Source organism: Micromonospora sp. NPDC005553, from assembly GCF_042871765.1.
In the GTDB taxonomy this organism is placed as follows: domain Bacteria; phylum Actinomycetota; class Actinomycetes; order Mycobacteriales; family Micromonosporaceae; genus Micromonospora.
In genome coordinates this window covers 51,842-68,565 of the sequence record NZ_JBIAJD010000011.1, presented here as the reverse complement: position 1 = coordinate 68,565, position 16,724 = coordinate 51,842, and the positions used below count along the sequence as shown (strand labels likewise).

At 72.8% G+C, this 16,724-nt stretch carries 18 protein-coding genes; 5 read left to right on the top strand and 13 right to left on the bottom strand.

All coding sequences use genetic code 11. The features are described 5' to 3' along the window. Nucleotides 1-51: 51 nt before the first annotated feature. The gene (locus tag ACFYPG_RS31430) at nt 52-972 is read left to right on the top strand and encodes a DNA-3-methyladenine glycosylase 2 family protein (RefSeq protein ID WP_355009388.1); all 921 of its coding nucleotides are present in this window, start codon (nt 52-54) and stop codon (nt 970-972) included. A gap of 21 nt (nt 973-993) precedes the next feature. Here the strand turns inward: ACFYPG_RS31430 and ACFYPG_RS31425 are convergent, their stop codons facing one another. The 3 genes from ACFYPG_RS31425 to ACFYPG_RS31415 all read right to left on the bottom strand — a co-directional run bounded on the left by ACFYPG_RS31425 (nt 994) and on the right by ACFYPG_RS31415 (nt 2,407). Then, nucleotides 994-1,497, bottom strand: a complete 504-nt coding sequence (locus ACFYPG_RS31425) for a DUF1990 family protein (protein WP_387354843.1) — start codon at nt 1,495-1,497, stop codon at nt 994-996. A 111-nt stretch (nt 1,498-1,608) separates the two neighbouring features. Next, nucleotides 1,609-2,031: an SRPBCC family protein gene (locus ACFYPG_RS31420; RefSeq protein WP_387354842.1), complete on the bottom strand. Its 423-nt coding sequence runs from the start codon at nt 2,029-2,031 to the stop codon at nt 1,609-1,611. Nucleotides 2,032-2,194: 163 nt separating this feature from the next. Further along, entirely contained in the window at nt 2,195-2,407 is a 213-nt protein-coding gene (locus ACFYPG_RS31415; protein WP_124858806.1) for a hypothetical protein, read from the bottom strand. 135 nt (nt 2,408-2,542) lie between these two features. Here ACFYPG_RS31415 and ACFYPG_RS31410 point away from each other — a divergent pair, with 135 nt between their 5' ends. Together ACFYPG_RS31410 and ACFYPG_RS31405 are read left to right on the top strand one after the other, a co-directional pair. After that, the gene (locus tag ACFYPG_RS31410) at nt 2,543-3,658 is read left to right on the top strand and encodes an ATP-dependent DNA ligase (protein WP_355009385.1); all 1,116 of its coding nucleotides are present in this window, start codon (nt 2,543-2,545) and stop codon (nt 3,656-3,658) included. Nucleotides 3,659-3,717: 59 nt separating this feature from the next. After that, nucleotides 3,718-5,289 (top strand): alpha/beta hydrolase, encoded by a 1,572-nt coding sequence (locus ACFYPG_RS31405; protein ID WP_387354877.1) that lies wholly within the window; start codon nt 3,718-3,720, stop codon nt 5,287-5,289. Here the strand turns inward: ACFYPG_RS31405 and ACFYPG_RS31400 are convergent. Then, the gene (locus ACFYPG_RS31400; RefSeq protein WP_124858807.1) at nt 5,216-5,728 is read right to left on the bottom strand and encodes a potassium channel family protein; all 513 of its coding nucleotides are present in this window, start codon (nt 5,726-5,728) and stop codon (nt 5,216-5,218) included. The genes ACFYPG_RS31405 and ACFYPG_RS31400 overlap by 74 nt on opposite strands. 74 nt (nt 5,729-5,802) lie before the next feature. Between ACFYPG_RS31400 and ACFYPG_RS31395 the strand changes: the two genes are divergently transcribed. Together ACFYPG_RS31395 and ACFYPG_RS31390 are read left to right on the top strand one after the other, a co-directional pair. After that, nucleotides 5,803-6,255, top strand: a complete 453-nt coding sequence (locus tag ACFYPG_RS31395) for a GNAT family N-acetyltransferase (RefSeq protein WP_387354840.1) — start codon at nt 5,803-5,805, stop codon at nt 6,253-6,255. Between the two features lie 63 nt (nt 6,256-6,318). Continuing rightward, entirely contained in the window at nt 6,319-6,831 is a 513-nt protein-coding gene (locus tag ACFYPG_RS31390) for a hypothetical protein (RefSeq protein WP_355009383.1), read from the top strand. A 190-nt stretch (nt 6,832-7,021) separates the two neighbouring features. On the opposite strand, the gene ACFYPG_RS31385 is transcribed toward ACFYPG_RS31390, so the two are convergent. The 9 genes from ACFYPG_RS31385 to ACFYPG_RS31345 form a co-directional block, all read right to left on the bottom strand. Next, nucleotides 7,022-7,747 (bottom strand): ABC transporter ATP-binding protein, encoded by a 726-nt coding sequence (locus ACFYPG_RS31385; RefSeq protein WP_355009424.1) that lies wholly within the window; start codon nt 7,745-7,747, stop codon nt 7,022-7,024. Nucleotides 7,748-7,758: 11 nt separating this feature from the next. Next, the gene (locus tag ACFYPG_RS31380; RefSeq protein WP_355009382.1) at nt 7,759-8,754 is read right to left on the bottom strand and encodes an ABC transporter ATP-binding protein; all 996 of its coding nucleotides are present in this window, start codon (nt 8,752-8,754) and stop codon (nt 7,759-7,761) included. Nucleotide 8,755: 1 nt separating this feature from the next. Then, the gene (locus ACFYPG_RS31375; RefSeq protein WP_387354839.1) at nt 8,756-11,464 is read right to left on the bottom strand and encodes an FtsX-like permease family protein; all 2,709 of its coding nucleotides are present in this window, start codon (nt 11,462-11,464) and stop codon (nt 8,756-8,758) included. Further along, nucleotides 11,461-14,646 (bottom strand): FtsX-like permease family protein, encoded by a 3,186-nt coding sequence (locus ACFYPG_RS31370; protein WP_387354838.1) that lies wholly within the window; start codon nt 14,644-14,646, stop codon nt 11,461-11,463. Before ACFYPG_RS31370 ends, ACFYPG_RS31375 begins: the two co-directional genes overlap by 4 nt. A gap of 115 nt (nt 14,647-14,761) precedes the next feature. Continuing rightward, complete coding sequence (locus tag ACFYPG_RS31365; RefSeq protein ID WP_355009379.1) at nt 14,762-14,926, bottom strand: hypothetical protein; 165 nt, start codon at nt 14,924-14,926, stop codon at nt 14,762-14,764. After that, a complete protein-coding gene (locus tag ACFYPG_RS31360) occupies nt 14,923-15,138 on the bottom strand; it encodes a helix-turn-helix transcriptional regulator (protein ID WP_030336216.1) in 216 nt (71 codons plus the stop codon). The genes ACFYPG_RS31365 and ACFYPG_RS31360 overlap by 4 nt, the downstream gene beginning before the upstream one ends. Next, nucleotides 15,138-15,617, bottom strand: a complete 480-nt coding sequence (locus ACFYPG_RS31355; RefSeq protein WP_355009378.1) for a DUF2975 domain-containing protein — start codon at nt 15,615-15,617, stop codon at nt 15,138-15,140. The genes ACFYPG_RS31360 and ACFYPG_RS31355 overlap by 1 nt, the downstream gene beginning before the upstream one ends. A 31-nt stretch (nt 15,618-15,648) precedes the next feature. Continuing rightward, nucleotides 15,649-16,293: a YdeI/OmpD-associated family protein gene (locus ACFYPG_RS31350; RefSeq protein WP_355009377.1), complete on the bottom strand. Its 645-nt coding sequence runs from the start codon at nt 16,291-16,293 to the stop codon at nt 15,649-15,651. A 47-nt stretch (nt 16,294-16,340) separates the two neighbouring features. Continuing rightward, nucleotides 16,341-16,595, bottom strand: coding sequence for a hypothetical protein (locus tag ACFYPG_RS31345; protein WP_355009376.1), 255 nt, complete (start codon nt 16,593-16,595; stop codon nt 16,341-16,343). Between the last annotated feature and the right edge of the window lie 129 nt (nt 16,596-16,724).

Genomic DNA, 16,724 nt, shown 5'->3' with positions numbered 1-16,724 from the left:
AACCGATACGGCCGCTCGCCAGCCCGCACCGTGACCTGGCAGAGTAGCGGGGTGACCGAGACCGGACCCGCCGCGACCAGGGTGCTGCACCCACCGGTCGGCTACCGGCTGATCGCCTCGGTCCGCGCCCTCACCTTCAGCCCGTACGACCCGTGCGCCCGGGTGGCGGCCGGCACCTTCTGGTGGGCCACCCGCACCCCGGACGGTCCGGCCACGCTCGCGCTGCGGCCGGCCGGTGGCGAGTTGCTCGCGGAGGGGTACGGGCCCGGCGCCGAGCACGTCCTCGCCCGCGCCGACGCGATCGCCGGGCTGCGCGACGACCTGACCGGCTTCACCGAACTGGCCGCGGCGCACCCGCTGGTCGCCCGACTGGCCCGGGAGCACCGGGGGCTGCGGATGCCCGCCACCGGGGAGGTCTTCCCCCGACTGCTGCGCGCGGTCTTCGAGCAGAAGGTCACCGGCAAGGAGGCCTACCGGGCGTACTCGGCGATGGTGCGGCACTTCCGGGAGCCGGCTCCCGGCCCGTTGCAGCCGCTGCTCCTGCCGCCCGAGGCAGCCACCGTCGCCGCGGCCCCGTACTGGGTGTTCCACCCGTTCGGGGTGGAGCAGCGCCGAGCCGACACGCTCCGTCGCGCCGCCGCGCTCGCCGACCGCCTGGAGCGCAGCACCGACGCAGCCGACGCCACCCGCCGACTGACCGCGATCCCCGGCATCGGGCCGTGGACGGCAGCGGAGGTGGTCCGGATCGCGTACGGCGACCCGGACGCGGTCAGCGTCGGCGACTACCACATCCCGAACACGGTCGCCTGGGCGCTCGCCGGCGAACCGAGGGGCGACGACGCCCGGATGATGGCCCTGCTGGAGCCGTTCCGAGGTCACCGGGGCCGGGTGTGTCTGCTGCTGGAGGCGGCCGGCATCCGGGCACCGAAGTACGGCCCGCGCGCCCCGATCCGCTCGTTCGCCCGGTTCTGAGTCGCTGCGGCGCGAGGGTGCTCAGCAACCCTCGCACAGCCGACGCAGGGTACGGCCGAGCCACCAGGCGTACGTGTGCTGCACGGCCCTCACCGCCGGGCCGCCGGCGCGGGTGAACCAGCGGTCCGGAAGGCTGAACGCGCGGACCTCGAACCAGACCGCGCCGGCGTCGTCGCGGACGACCTCGAACGCCTCCTCACCCCGCTCCGGATGCCCGGGCAGAGTGCCGTAACCGAAACCGGCGAGCGTTGGTGAGTCCACGCTCCAGACCACCTGGCACGGCCCCCAGAGGCGGGCCGGGCCGACGCCGAGGCCAGAGGCCACCAGCACACCGGTGGTGGCCCGCGGCGCGTCGGTGCGGATCCGGACGCCGGCGGCGCGGTGCAGCCGCCAGCTCAACACCGCGTCGGCGGCGGTCTCGAAGCAGCCGCCGGGCAACGGATACCGGTGGCGCAGGTGGTGGTACCCGCCGGGCAACGGCCCGTGCCGGGTCGACCCCACCTCCGGGTACGTCAACTCGGCCACCGTTGCCCCCTCGACCTCGACCGGACACCGGTCAGGGTACGGCCGGTGCGGTCGGGCCGCCCGTCGATGGCAAGGGCGGCATCCCGTTGGCGGTGCTGGAGAAGCCAGCCGTCAGCCCCGCTCGCAGCGACGCCTGAGCCCGTCGGCCTCCATCCGCACGTAGCGACGGAACAGCCCGCCGTACAGCCGGCCGATCAGGCCGGCCAGCGGGCCGGACTGGCTGAAGGCCAGCTCGACGCGGGTACGCCCGTCGGGCAGCGGCAGCAGCCGGTGTTCTGCCGTGGTTCGGACACCCGGCGCGTCGGAGACCCAGACGAACTCCCGCCGGTCGGTCAGCTCGGTGACCCGCCAGAGGGCCGGTCGCAGCTTCGGCTGGGTCAGCCGTGCGGTAGCGCCGACGGTCAGCGGCCCCGGCTCGCCCCGCTCGGCCCGGGTCACCGAGTCCGTCCACTCGGGCCAGCGGGGCACGTCGACAAGCACCGCCCAGACCTGCTCGGCGTCCCCGGCGATCTCGGTATCGGCCTCGAACCGCATGGTGTCCCCTCCCCGGCGGCGCCGCTCGGCACCGCCACGGGTGCAGACGAGGCCGCCGGGAGCATTGTGACAGCGAGGTTCACCGCCGTCCGTCCCTCCTCAGTGGAGGAGGGACCCGGGCCGGCAACCGGCAGTTCCTGGCCGCGCGCCGCCGCCGCGCGGATCAGGCGGCCTCGCGCAGGTCGGCCAGGGTGAGCGGGGTACGCCGCCGCAACAGCTCCTCCAGCTCCGGCACCGAACCCACCTCGCCGAGCACGTTCCGGCCGCCGCCGAACCGCTCCGGATAGCGGCGGGTCAGCCGGAAGCGGTAGCGGCCCCGGATCAGCTCGACGCTCACCCGCCACCGCCCGCAGCAGTCACAGACCCACTCGGACACCTCGCGAAAGTAGCTCTGACCTGGGGCTATTCGATTCGCCCGGTCGGGACGAGCGGCGCGCGGAGGGACACGCCGCCCCGCCGTGCACGGTGATCTGCCTCACGACTGTCGGCACCGTCTGATTGACTGGTCGGCGTGGACCTGCCGATCAACCCGCCGGTCGAGCCGATGCTGGCCAAGAGCGTTCCCAAGCTGCCCACCACGCCGGGGGTGACCTACGAGCCCAAGTGGGACGGGTTCCGGTGCATCGTGTTCCGCGACGGTGACGAGGTCGAGCTGTCCAGCCGGGGCGGCAAGTCGATGACCCGCTACTTCCCCGAGGTGGTCGAGCAGGCCCGCCGGCAGCTGCCGCCGCGGTGCGCTGTCGACGGGGAGTTGATCGTGATTCGGCGCGATGGGCCGAGCGGCCAGCCCCGGCTGGATTTCGAGCTGCTGGCCCAGCGCGTCCACCCGGCCGCGTCCCGGGTGAAGATGCTGGCCGAGACCACCCCGGCCGACTTCGTCGCGTTCGACCTGCTGGCGATCGGTGACGAGGCCCTGCTCGACCAGCCCTACCCGCGCCGTCGGGAGCGGCTGGTCGAGGCGCTGGCCGGGGTGCGCCCGCCGGTGCACGTCACCCAGGTCACCACCGACCCGGACACCGCGCGGCGCTGGTTCGACGTCTTCGAGGGCGCCGGGCTGGACGGTTTGATCGTCAAGCCGGCCGACCTGCCGTACGAGCCGGGCAAGCGACTGATGTTCAAGGTCAAGCACGCCCGCACCGCGGACGCGGTGGTGGCCGGCTTCCGCTGGCACAAGTCCGGCCCGGTGGTGGGCTCGCTGCTGCTCGGCCTGTACGACGACGCCGGGGTCCTGCACCACGTGGGCGTGAGCGCGTCGTTCAGCATGGCCCGCCGCGCCGAGTTACTCGACGAGCTGGCGCCCTATCGGGACATCGCCGGTGAACACCCGTGGGTGCACGGCGACCACGAGCGTGGCCAACGCATCCCCGGTGGGGTCAGCCGGTGGACCGGCACGAAGAACCTGGAGTGGGAGCCGGTGCGCCCCGAGCTGGTGGTCGAGGTGGGCTACGACGCCATGGAGGGCGAACGGTTCCGGCACACCGCGCAGTTCGTTCGGTGGCGCCCGGACCGCGACCCCCGATCCTGTCGCTACGACCAGCTCGACCGGCCGATCCGCTTCGACGTGGACCAGGTGCTGCGCGGCGACCCGACGGCCACCGTGGACCGAGCCGCCACCGGCTCGGCGTAGCCTGGCCCGTTGACCCGACTCCGGAGGACCACGTGATCCGCACCGCCGACCAGCCTCGGATGGCGTCCAGCCGCCGGGGCCGTCGCACTCTGGCCGCCTTCGTCGTCGCCGCGCTGCTCACCGCCGGTTGCACGCTGCCGGCGTTCGCGCCGCGCACCGAGGTGGAAGGCGCGGCCGCCCCGACCGGCAGCTCACCGAACTGGCGGCCCTGCCCAGAGGTGCCCGACGAGTTGGTCGGGCGGAGCGCACCGAACATGCGCTACGAGTGCACCCGGATTCAGGTGCCCCGTGACTGGGGCACCGGCAACGGGGCGAGCGCGGGCCCGGGCGCCGGGCAGACCTTCGAGATCGCCCTGCTGCGCGCCCGGTCCACCAAGCAGCGCGACCGGTTGGGCTCCTTGGTGATCAACCCGGGCGGCCCGGGCGGTTCCGGTGTCGACACCGCCGTCTACCTCTCCTTCGGCTCCCAGTTCGGCGGGCTGCCCGCCTCGATCACCGAGCGCTTCGACATCGTCGGCTTCGACCCGCGCGGGGTCTCCCGCTCCAGCCCGGTGAAGTGCATCTCCGACGCCGACCTGGACGCCAGCTTCGGCTTCGACCCGGACCCGGCGAGCCAGTCGGCATTCGACGGCTTCGTCGGTCTGAGCCAGCGGATCGGGCGCGGCTGCGGAGACCGCTACGGCGACCAGTTGCCGCTGTACGGCACCGAACAGGCCGCCCGCGACATGGACGCGGTACGCGCCGCCGTGGGCGACGACAAGCTCACCTACCTGGGCTACTCGTACGGCACCCTGCTCGGTGCCACATACGCCCAGCTCTACCCGCAGCGGGTGCGGGCGCTGGTGCTCGACGGCGCTGTCGACCCGCAGCAGCGGCTGGTCGAGGGCTCGGAGAGCCAGGCCCGCGGCTTCGAACGGGCCTTCACCAACTTCACCCGCTGGTGCGCGGCGAACGCCGGCCGCTGCCCGATCGCCCCGGACGCCCGCGCCGCCGTCACGTCGGCCATCGACAAGGCCAAGGTCTCCCCGGTACGCGGCGACGACGGGCGGGAGGCCACCGCCGGCTGGGTGTTCTACGCCGTCATCTCCTCGCTCTACACCGAATCCGGCTGGCAGGAGCTGGCCCAGGCGATCGACAAGCTCGCCGAGGGCGACCCGAAGGACGTGTTCCGACTCGCCGACGCGTACGCCGGCCGGGAGGACAACGGGCACTACTCGAACCTGTTCGACGCCAACCTGGCCATCAACTGCGCCGACGAGACGGAGAAGCCGAGCCGGCAGCAGATCCGGCAGTTGCAGTCCGAGTGGCGCGGAAAATACCCGCTGTTCGGGCCGGCGTTGGCGGTCGGCATGCTGAGCTGCGTCGAATGGCCGGGCGGGCGTGACCCCTACCCGACCGGAAAGGCGAACGGCGCACCGCCGATCGTGGTGGTCGGCACCACCGGCGACCCGGCGACGCCGTACGAGCAGACCCCACGGCTCGCGTCGATGCTGGGTGTGGGTCGGGTGCTGACCTGGGAGGGCGAGGGGCACACCGCCTACCCGCAGACGTCCTGCATCACCAACGCGGTCGACGCCTACCTGATCGACCTGACCGTGCCACCGGAGGGGCAGCGCTGCCCGGCCCGCTGACAGGCTGGGTCGGCGGCAGTGGGGGCAGATTGATCCCCTGCCGGGTGGCCAACTCCTCCAGCAGCGCCCGCATCCGGCGCACGTCGGCTTTGAGCTGCTCCTGCTCCTCATGCTCGAAGGCGTTGTCGTCGACGATGAGCCGGCTCGCGAAGTGCGCGGTGATCAGCGGGATGACCAGCAGCACCATGGTCGAGATGAGCAGCGCGGCCAGTGTGCGGCCCGCCCAGGTGGTCGGCGAGATGTCGCCGTATCCGACGGTGGAGGCGGTCACCACCGCCCACCAGACGGCATCGGCCGGGCTGCGCTGCTCGACCTCCCCGTAGATGACCCCGGCCACCACGATCATCAACAGGTACGAGGTGATCAGCGTGCGGGGCGAGTTCGCGAACCACACCAACGCCCGGTATATCCAGCGGAACGGCAGTAGCACTAGCTCCATGCCGCCCCATGCTGCCCGTCGTCCGCAACCGGCACAGACCCATTCGCCGGTTTCGCTGTGCCAGGATCGCCAACATGAGCGACGTGATCTACCGGGAGGCGGCCCGGGCCGACCTGCCCGCCGTCATCGCCCTGCTCGCCGACGACGTCCTGGGCAAGGCGCGCGACTTAACCGAGGTCGACGAGGCGTACGAGAGGGCGTTCGCGGCCATCGACGCGGACCCGCGCAACCAGCTGATCGTGGCCGAGCAGGCCGGCGAACTGGTCGGCTGCCTCCAGATCACCTACATCCCCGGCCTGGGCCGGCACGGCAGCGAGCGCTCGCTGATCGAGTCGGTCCGGGTCCGCTCCGACCGGCGTGGCCAGGGGCTGGGCCGGCAGCTGATGACCTGGGCGGTCGACCAGGCTCGCGAGCGTGGCTGCGCGCTGGTGCAGCTCACCACCGACAAGACCCGCGAGGACGCGCACCGCTTCTACCTGGGCCTCGGCTTCGTGGCCAGCCACGAGGGCATGAAGCTCGCGCTCTGACCCGGCGTCTGGTTCACCCGGCGGGGCAGTGGAAATCGCCCCGAACGGGTTACGTTCGCCGCCATGAGCAGGCCGACGATGCCCGGCGCCGCACCGTCGCGCCCGTCATGGCGCCGGACTGGCTCGGCGCTGTTGGCGGTCGGCGTCCTCCTGGTCGTCGTCGCGTTCTGGCTGCCCGCCTGGCGTAGCGTCCACCTGGACCGGACGGACACCACTCCGGGTTGGAAGGTGCTCGCCTGGGCGCTACCGTTCGCGGTGACCGCCGCCGTGTTCGCGGTGCTGTCGCTCGCCAACACCGGCCCGGCCCGCTGGGTCTGGCGGCAGGCCAGCCTGGGAATGCTCATCTCCAACGTGCTCGCCTGCGGCAGCCTCACCGGGGCGTACTGGTATTTCGAGGCCGCGGACCCCTACGTCAAACACGAGTTGATCTCGACCGGGCCGGGCGCTGGTCTTCTCCTCGCCCTGCTGGGCTATCTGCTGATCCCGCTCGCCGGGTCCCTTCCTGACCGCCAGAAGCGCACCGACCAACCCAGAGACGACCGGCTCGAGCACGACCGGCCCGACCAGACGCAGTAGGGGAACTCCCTCGCCCTACTGCCGTACGAAGGCTGTGGAGCTGATGTCGTGGACGAGTCACCGTCCGGCGATTCGTTGACGACATCAGCTCCACAGCAAACGCGGACCACCATCCGCCGCCCAGCCACCCGCCGCCCAACCGCCGCATGCGGGAGGCGTGGGACAGCGTCGGACAGCAGTTCGATGGCCGTCAGCCGTCGACCAGGCGGCCGTCGCGCAGGACCAGCACCCGGTCGGCGAGGTCGATCAGGGCCGGGTCGTGCGTGGCCACCAGGGCCGTCATGCCGCGGGCGTGCACCACCGCGCGCAGCAGGTCCATGATGGACCGGCCGGTCTCCGAGTCGAGCTGACCGGTGGGCTCGTCGGCGATGAGCAGGTCCGGCTCGTTGGCCAACGCGCGGGCCACCGCGACCCGCTGCTGCTGCCCGCCGGAGAGTTCGTACGGGCGCTGCGCGGCGTGCCCGCCCAGGCCGACCAGCTCCAGCAGCACCGCGACGCGCTCCTCCCGCTCCGCGGCCGGCACCTGGGCCAGCCGCAACGGCACTCCCACGTTCTCGGCGGCGGAGAGGATCGGCACCAGCCCGAAGGTCTGGAACACGAACCCGACGGTGCCCCGGCGCAGCCGCAGCAGCTCCGCCTCCCCGGCGGAGGTCACCTCGTGCCCGGCCACCACCACCTGGCCGCTGTCCGGTCGGTCCAGCCCGCCGATCAGGTTCAGGAGCGTGGTCTTGCCGGCCCCGGACCGACCCCGGATGGCGACCAGCTCGCCCCGGTTGGCGCTGAACGACACGTCCCGCACGGCGTGCACGGCGTGCTCGCCCCGGCCGAAGGTCCGGCTCACCCCACTGACCCGGACCACCTCGTCGGGGTGTGCCCCGGGCGCACCGCCGAACCCGGCCGCGCCGGTCACCACCATGTTCTGCCGGCTCATGCCCGGGCCCCCCGCTCGTCCGAGGCCCGGTCGCCGGGCCGTACCTGCACATGGTCCGGCTCCAGGTCGAGCCGGACCCGCTCCTTCAGCGAGAGCGCGTCGACGAACGCCGCCGGCAACTGCATCCGACCGTTGCGGTCCAGCACCGCGTACTCCTCGCTGACCAGCTCGGTGTTGCCGTCCGCGTCGATCCGCGCGGTCCGGCGTACCTCGGAGGCGGTCCGGCCGTCGCGGATCGCGACGGTCCGACGGACCTGCGTGGCCACGGCGTGGTCGTGGGTGACGACCACGATGGTCACGCCCAGTTCCGCGTTGATGGTGCGCAGCGCCGCGAAGACCTCCGCGCCGGTCGCCTCGTCCAGCTCACCGGTCGGCTCGTCGGCGAAGAGCACCTCCGGGTCGTTGGCCACCGCCACCGCCACCGCGACCCGCTGCTGCTCGCCACCGCTGAGCTGCCCGGGGCGCCGGTCGGCGCAGTAGCCCACACCGACCAGGTCGAGCAGTTCCCGGGCCCGCTCCCGGCGGGCCTTGCTGCTGCGCTTGCCGGCCAACTGCATCGGCAGCTCGACGTTCTCCAGCGCGTTGAGGTACGGCAGCAGGTTGCGGCCGGTCTGCTGCCAGACGAACCCGACCAGTTGCCGGCGGTAGCTCAGCCGTCGCTTCGCCGAGAGCGAGAGCAGGTCGTAGTCGGCCACCCGGGCGATGCCGGCGGTCGGGGTGTCCAGGCCGGAGAGGATGTTGAGCAGCGTCGACTTGCCCGAACCGGAGGCACCGACGATCGCCACCAGCTCGCCCCGGTCGATGACCAGGTCGAGCCCCTGCAGGGCGACCACCTCCACCCCCTCGGTCTTGAAGATGCGCACCAGGCCGTCGCAGACGATGTGCCCGCGAAGGCGGTCCTGCCCGCCGGCCCGCTCGGCGGCGCGAAGCGCAGCCCGCTGTTGCAGGGCGGCCAGGTCAGGCACCAGTGGAGTCTGGGCGGTAGCGGTCATCTCAGCTCTCCTCTCCGAGCCGAAGCACCTCTCCGAGGCGCAACCGGCGGTTGTTCAGGGCCTCGACGGCGACCGCGAAGCCGAGGGCGACCGCCCCGAGCGCGAGCACCGCGGCGACCAGGCTGGGCTCGAAAGCCACCCGGACCGGCACACCACTGGTGAACGCGGACAGGCCGAGCACCGGGTTGAGCAGCAGGGGCAGCACCGCACCAACCAGCGCGCCGGTCAGCACCGACACCGCTACCAGCGGGGTCAACTCGACAAGCAGCAGCCCACGCCACTGCCGGCGGGACAGGCCGAGGGTACGCAGCCGGGACAGCACCTGACCCCGGGCGCGCGCTCCGGCCAGCACTGTGAACGCGATGGCCAACAGCCCGAGCACGGTGCCGCCGACGGCCCCGGCCACGAAGCCGAAGGCCAGCACCCCGTTCGCGCCGCCCTCGCCAAGGTCCCGGCGTACGTCGGCCCGGGTGTCGACGGTGACCCCGATCAGCCGTTCCCGACCGGTGACCGTGCCGTCCCGCTGGTAGCGTTCCTGCCCCTGGTCGCCGGCGACGCGTAGCGCCTCGGCGTCCAGCGAGTTCCCGGCGATCAGCAGGCTGGTCGGCACGGGTGTGGTGTTCCGCGTCGGCAGGGCCTGCCAGGGCAGGATCACGAACCGGCCGGTGTTCGCGGCCAGCATCGGGAAACCGTCGGCGGTGCCGGCCACCCGGAACCCGTACCTCTGGCCCTGCACCGAGATGAAGGCCGAGTCGGCCAGCCCGGCCTTGGCCAGGTCGGCGGCGACCGCCGGTGAGACGATCGCCGGCAGCGGTCCCGGGCCGGGCGCGGCGGTGCGCAGCGCGGCCGGAACCGACACGTCCACCTGCGATTCGCGGGCCACAGTGTCCAACCCCGAGCCGTCGACCAGCAGCACGTCCGTCTGCTCGATGAAGGCGTCGGTGCCGGCCTCGTCGGACGCGAACCGCTCGTCGTCCTCGTACAGCACCCGGGTGACGGCCCGGACCCCCGGCAGGCGGCCCAGCTCGTCGACGGTGTCGGGTGCGAAGCGCTCCCCGCGGATCACCGCGTCGGCGGGCACGATCTGCTCGGCGGCCCGTTCGCGGCTGGCGTCGACGCCGGCGGCCACGACCGCGCAGAACGCCGCGGTGCCGATCGCCAGCACCACCACGACCAGCGGGGCGGCGACCGCCGAGCGTCCGGCGCGGGCCGTGCCGAGGAAGGCCACGCTGCCCCGGGTCCGCGCGGCAAGCCGGCTGACCAGCAACAACGGCCAGGGGTACGCACGCAGCGCCAGCACCGCCGCCGCGACCGCCAGGAGCACCGGCACCGACACCAGGAGCGGATCCACCTCTCCGAGGATCAGGCCACGCCGACGCAGCAGCACCGCCGCGAGCCCGGCCAGGAGCAGCAGGGAGACCTCGGCGGTGAGTCGACGGGCCGACGGGCGCACCCGGATCAGGTCCCGACGAGCCGCTGCGCCGGCCGGTACGGCCAGCGTCGCCACCGGCAGCGCGAGTGTCACCAGCACGGTCGCCGCGACAAGGTACGGCGTGGTCGGGTCGGGGGCACCGGGGAACAGCGTGCCCAGCCACCAGCCCAGCACCGCGGCGATCGGGACCACCAGCACCGATTCGGCGAGGCTACGCCGGGCACCGGCGGTGGCCCCGCCGCCACGGGCACGCAGCAACGCGAACTCCGAGCGACGCCGTCTGGTGGCGAGACTGGCCGCGAGCACGATGAGCCCCGCCAGGGTGGCCAGGACGCCGGCCGCGATCACCGCCAGCAGTGTCCGGACGGCGTTGATCTGGGCGGCGAACGCGCGCAACGGAACGTCGACGCCCTGGGTCAGGCTGAGCCCCGGCGGCTTGTTGCGCTGCATCACCTGCAGGCCGTCGATCATCTGGTCCAGCTCGCGTGCGTCGATCCGGTCGACGCCCAGTCGGTACCGCCAGGTGGACTGGATCGCCCAGCCCTCCGCGGCCCGCTTGTTGAAGGGCGACTGCGCGACGACGCCGACGATGACGAACGGCTGGCCATCACCCTGCGGTTCGATGATCCGCAGTAGCTGTGGGAGCCCGTCCCAGATGCCGTTCGCGCGGTCGACGGGGCGGAACAGCCCGACCACCATCAACGGGACACCGTCGACGAGCCTGCCCTTCTCGTCGGTTTCGCCGATGCGCAGTTGGCTGCCGGCGCGCAGGTTGAGTTTGCCGGCCACGTCGACGTCGAGCGCCACCTCGATCGGCCGGTCGGGAACGTACGTCTCGCTCGGCCAGGTCCCCTCGACGAGGGTGCTCGCTCCCTGAACGTCGGGCATGGCCCGCAGGCCCATGTCGACCAGCAGGTTGCGGGCCGCCAGGTCCGGCCCGACCACGCGGGCCTGCGCGGTCTCGACGCTGTACCACCGCTCGGTCACCGCCGAACGCACCGGCGGCGGCATCTCCGCGGCCAGGGCGTCGAACCGCTCGGCGGCGTCGCCCATCGCCGTCCGCCGCGACGTCGCGGGCTCCAGGCTGGTGGTGTACGAGATGTCCCGGCGCGCGGCCGGCTCGCTGTTGAGCTGTGCTCGCAGCCCCTGTTCGGCGAGCCGGTTGACCAGCCGGGGCACTCCACTGATCAGCAGCGTGACCACCAGGGTCAGCACCGCCAGCAGGAGAAACTGCCCCCCGTACGCCCGGACCCGCCGGACGGCCGCCCCGACGCTCATCGTTCTCCCCCGATTCGCAGCTGAACCGCCGCCACCCGCTGACGGATGCCTGCGGCGATGAACGCGCTGAAGGCGAGCGCCGCCAGCAGCAGACCGACAGCGGTCAGGCCGATCGGCACCCAGGGCAGCACGAACGCCGCCGGGGGTGTCGGCCGGCCTGCGGCCGGGGTGAGGATGACCAGTGGGGCCATCGTCGCGCTGACCGCGGTGCCGAGTAACAACCCCACGCCCACGCCGATGCCGGCGAGGAACGTCTGTTCGGCGAGCAGCGCCCGGGCCATCAGCCGGGGCGTGGCGCCGAGGGTGTGCAGGACCGCGAACTCGCCGAGCCGACGTCGGGCGGTGGCCCAGACGTCCACCATCAGGCCGACGAGGGCGAGGAGCACCGCGCCGAGCGCGGCGGCGAGCATGCCGGTACGCGAGCCGCGCCAGTACGGGTCGTCGGCGGCCGCCTCGATGGCCGCCTCCCGGTTGAGCACCGTGACGCCGGGTAGCGCTCTGGCCGCCTGGGCGGCGGCGTTCGCGTCGCTGGCGCCGACCCACCACTCCGGTACGGGTCGCACCGCGCCGCTACTCCGGATCATCGCGTCGACCGCGACCGGCAGGTCCAGCAGGACGCCCTCGCCGGTGGTGGCCGGTACGGAGTCCAGCTCGCCGACCAGGTGCACCGGCAGCGTCGCCCCGGAGAGGGTCAGGTCGACGGTGTCGCCGATGCGCAGGCTCAGCGCGTTGCGGACCGCAGGGGTCATCAACACCGGTATGGGCTTGTTGTCTCCGCCCGGCACGACAGTGAACCGGGTGGGTGGCTGGTACCTGAACTGCCCGCCGGGGATCACGTCGACCGAGCGGGCTGCGGCGAACCCGGCGCCGGTGGTCCGTACCGGCATGGGCTGCAGCCCGAGGGCGGTCACGACCCAGTCGCCGCCCAGTTCGGCCGGTTGCTTCGTGCCGTCGGCCTTGACCACCGTCAGCCCGTCCACCTGGAGCTCGTAGGAGTTGCCGGCGGCCAACCCACCGTCGGCCTCGAAGCCGGCCAGCCGCAGCCGCGCCCCGCCCATGTCGGGCAGTCGCGCGGTGAACGGGGTGACCCGGCCGTCGCCGTCGGCGTTGGCCGCCGGCAGCCGCAAAGCGAGCCCGTCGGGGGTGGTGACCAGCAGCGTCACCGCGACCTTCACCGACCGGGCGGCGCTGCTCACCGGGGTACGGACCGTGCCGGTGATCGCCCGCGCTCCGGCGGGCAGTTCGACGCCGGCGCGCTCTCCCCGCGCGTCGACCATCTTCCGGTACTGCTCCGCCGCCGATCCGTCGCCGAGGCGGTCGGCGAGCCGGACGACGCCCGGGGCGCTGGCCGGGTCGACACCGATCACTGTCGCCGGCAGGTTCTCCCGTCCGACCCGGATCTCGTCCCGCCACGCCGGCAGCACCCGGTCCACGCTCGGCAGCGCGGCGAGTTCACCGACCCGGGTCGGTGGGGCACCCCCGGTCCGTTCGGTCACCCGGAGGTCGGCGCCGACCGTGTGGCCGGCCTGCTCGACCTGGGACCGCTCGCCGGTGCTGATCAGCGACCAGGCCAGAGTGCTGCCGCCGACGGCGAGGGCGAGCAGCAGCACCGGGCCGGCGTGCGGACGCCGGCCGGCCTGCCACATGCCGAACATGGTGGCGGTCCAGGGACGTCGGTCGACGAACCGCTCCGCGAACCGGGTGAGCGGCGGGAGCACCCGCAACGCCAGCACGGCACCGGCCAGCACGCCGAGCGTCGGGGCGGCGACCAGCAGCGGGTCGAGCCCGAGCTGTCCACCCGAGCCGGCCAGCGGGGAGGCGTACCGGCGTAGCTGCACCCAGGCGAGCACGGCGAGCGCCACGAGCACCAGGTCGACGCTGGCGCGTTGGACGCTCGCGGCCCGGTTCGGCCGGGATCGGGCCGCCATGTCGGCGACGTACGTCCCGGCGCCGCGCAGCGTCGGAAGGACCATGGCGACGAGGCAGCCGGCCGCGGTGGCCGCTGCCGCCGCCCAGACCAGTGTGGTGTTGCCGCCGGCGGTGTAGAGGTCACCCGACCCGCCGGGTCGGATGTACCGCAACGCCTCACCGGCGATCAGCGGACCGAGCACGGCGGCCGGGGCGACCACCAGGGTCGCCTCGCGGGCGGCCAGGCCGGCCAACTGCTTACGGGCGGCGCCGCGGGCGCGCAGCAGCGCGGTCTGTGGGCGGCGGTCCTCGTGCAGCAGCGCGGCGACCAGCACCAGCGCGTACCCGGCGAGCACCAGGATGAGCAGCAGCGGGGTGGCCAGCGACGAGCGACCCACCAGGTCGGCGCGGCCGATCCGGTCCAGCAGCTGCGGCATCTTGGTCACCGTCTGCCCGGAGCTGCCCAGTTGGGCGGCCTCGGGCACTGCGGTGACCGCCTCGGTGAGGGCTTTCCGAACGGCGGGCAGGTCGGCGGTGTCGACGGCACCGAGGTCCGGTTGGGCCAGCCAGGACGCCGACACCGAGCCCGGGAAGATGGCCGCGAAGTCGGCCGGGTCGAGCGTGAACGGCCCGTACGAGGTGCCGGAACCGGCGCTGCCCGCCCCCACACCGGGGGCCAGCAGCCAGTACGCGTCCGCCGGGTCGCGGGGCCGCCAGGTGCCGGCGAGCACCAACTCCCCGCGTCGTTCGGTGGCCCGGTCGCGCACCGGGACGCGTTCGCCGACGGTCAGGCCGAGAGCGCCGGCGACCCGCTCGGGCAGGCTCACCTGCACGGGGTTCGCCCCGGGGCTGGGCCAGGCTCCGCTGGTCAGCTCCGCGTGGCCGGCGAGGTCGGCGAACGTGGCCAGGTTCGCGAAGACCGGTTCGTCGGCCGTACGCGGGATCTGCCCGAGGTCGCCGGTCAGTTCCCGGCCGGTGCCGTAACGGGCGGCGGTGACACTGACCGGGACGCCGCCGAGCCCGGTGGCGAACTCGGCTCGGACCGCCTTGTCCCGGGTGGCGAACTCGGCCGCGTCCCGCCCACCCGAGCCGCTGACCAGAAGGCCGCGCTCCTCGGCGGGTGAGGCGGCGACCAGTGCCCGCTGCCCGGCGTCCACCGCCCGACGGTTGTAGTCGGACAGCCCAGTGACCAACGCGACGGCGACGAGGGCAGCGATCACCGCCGCGACCAGCAACCCTCGCGCCTCGCGGGCCCGCCTCCACACCAGCTTCATCCGACGCCTCCCCTGGCCCTGGTGGGCCGACGACCATCAAGACAGGCCACCTACCGGGAAAGGTTCGCGCCCGTTACATGATCGTTATTACGGAGAGAGTTGTCGGGTGGGACGGCTAGTTGCGGCCTCGACGGTTGCGGATGCCGAAGACCACCGCGCAGAGCACCAGCACGACGCCGATGAGCTGCAGTCCCGGGGAGTCGTCGGCCCCGCCGAGCACTACGACGGTGATGCCGAGCGCTACCGAGAGGACGACGCCGACGATCAGGACGTACCTCATGGGGTTTCTTCCTCGACCCACTCCAGCAGGTCTCCGGGTTGGCAGTCGAGCACTCGACACATCGCTTCGAGGGTGCTGAAGCGGACCGCCTTGGCGCGGCCGTTCTTCAGCACCGCCACGTTGGCAGGGGTGAGCCCGACGCGCTCGGCGAACTCTCCGACGCTCATCTTTCGCTTGGCCAACTCCACGTCGATGCGGACGACGATGGGCATCAGATCACCGCTTCCATGTCGGTCCGCAGGGTGGTGGCCTGCCGCAGCAGCGCCCGCATGACCACCATGAGGAGCCCCAGCACGGTGACGCCCACCGTCAGCAGGAACAGCAGCAGTGGCACCCCGGGGTCGTCCGCGTTGAACCCGACCCAGAGGAAGACCGCCACCAGCACCACCCAGGCGGCGGCGATGGCCCAGACGATCGCGTCCACCCACTTGAGGGACGCCTCGGTGAAGATGCGGTCGTTCTTGACCAGGCTGAGCAGCTGCCAGGTCGCGACGATGACCACCTGGACGCAGAGCACCCAGAAGACCGTCACGGCGGTCGCCGGCCACCTGAGGTGGGCGTCCTGCGGCGACTGCTCGGCCATGTACCTGAACTGCCCGGGCAGCGAGAGGGTCTGGAACACCACCAGGACCCCGAACAGCACCACGAGGAAGACTCGGAGAGCGGCAACCGCTCGATGCTCAGTAACCATGCATCGAGTTTCGCTTGCTACCTATCGAAAGTCAATCGGTTCCCTCGAGGCCCGCGCCGACTGACGGCAGCGTCGGCCCGGCGGACGGCCTGGCCTTCTGGGGGTAGAAGGTCTCGTGCCGGGCCAGCATGGCGACGAACTCGCCGATCTTGCGTTCGCGGGTCTCGATGCGCTTGACGGCGTTGAGCCGATGAATGAGAGCGAACCGGTTGGCCTTGGTGAGCACGTCGAGCATGGCCTGGGCGGCGGGCTCGGCGGCGATGGCAGCGAGCAGGTCGGCCGGCACCTCGGCCTCGGACGGCGGGGCGTAGGCGGCGGCCCACCGCCCGTCCGCCTTCGCGGCGTCCACCGCCGCGCGGCCCGACGGTTGCATCCGCCCCTGCTCCTCCAGCCGGGCCACGTTCGCCACGTTGCGTTGGGACCAGGAACTGCGCGCCCGGCGCGGAGTGAACCGGATCCAGGAGGACTCCTCATCCCGCTTGCGGGCCTGCCCGTCGATCCAGCCGAAGCACAGGCCCTCGTCGACCGTCTGCTGCCAGGTCAGCGTCGTGACCGTGCCACCCTTCCTGGTCAACGCGAGCCAGACGCCGGGCGACGTGGCGTGGTGGGCCGACAACCACACGCGCAGGGCGTCGGCGTCCGCGACGATCAGCTCATCCAGCTCGGCGCTCGTCATGCCGGCAGGCTAACCCCCGGGTCCGACAGCCGGCGGTGCTGTCCAGCTCAGGCACGCAGGTTTCGCCCCGGGTCGTTGATCTTCCGCCGGAAGGCGAGGTACGCGCTCAGGTTCACGAGGAGCATCGCCAGCCCGATCATCGAGGCCAAGAGCCCCGCGTCGGGCTCGGCAGCGCCACGAAGGTCAGGGCGGCGAGCACGATGGCGAAGATGTTGAACCCCGGTCAACCGCGACAACAGCAGGCCCGCACGGGACCCGAAGTCACTGACGACCGCCGTGGTGTGCGAGCCGACCCGCAGCACGCCGTCCCTCGCCCCGTCGGGCGTGCAGTCCACGCCGTCCGGGGTCAACGCCTCGGCGATGGCCCGCCGCCGTGCCGGCCACCACTGATCTCCCGGTGGGCCGGGGCATGGACGAGGCGCGGAAATCAA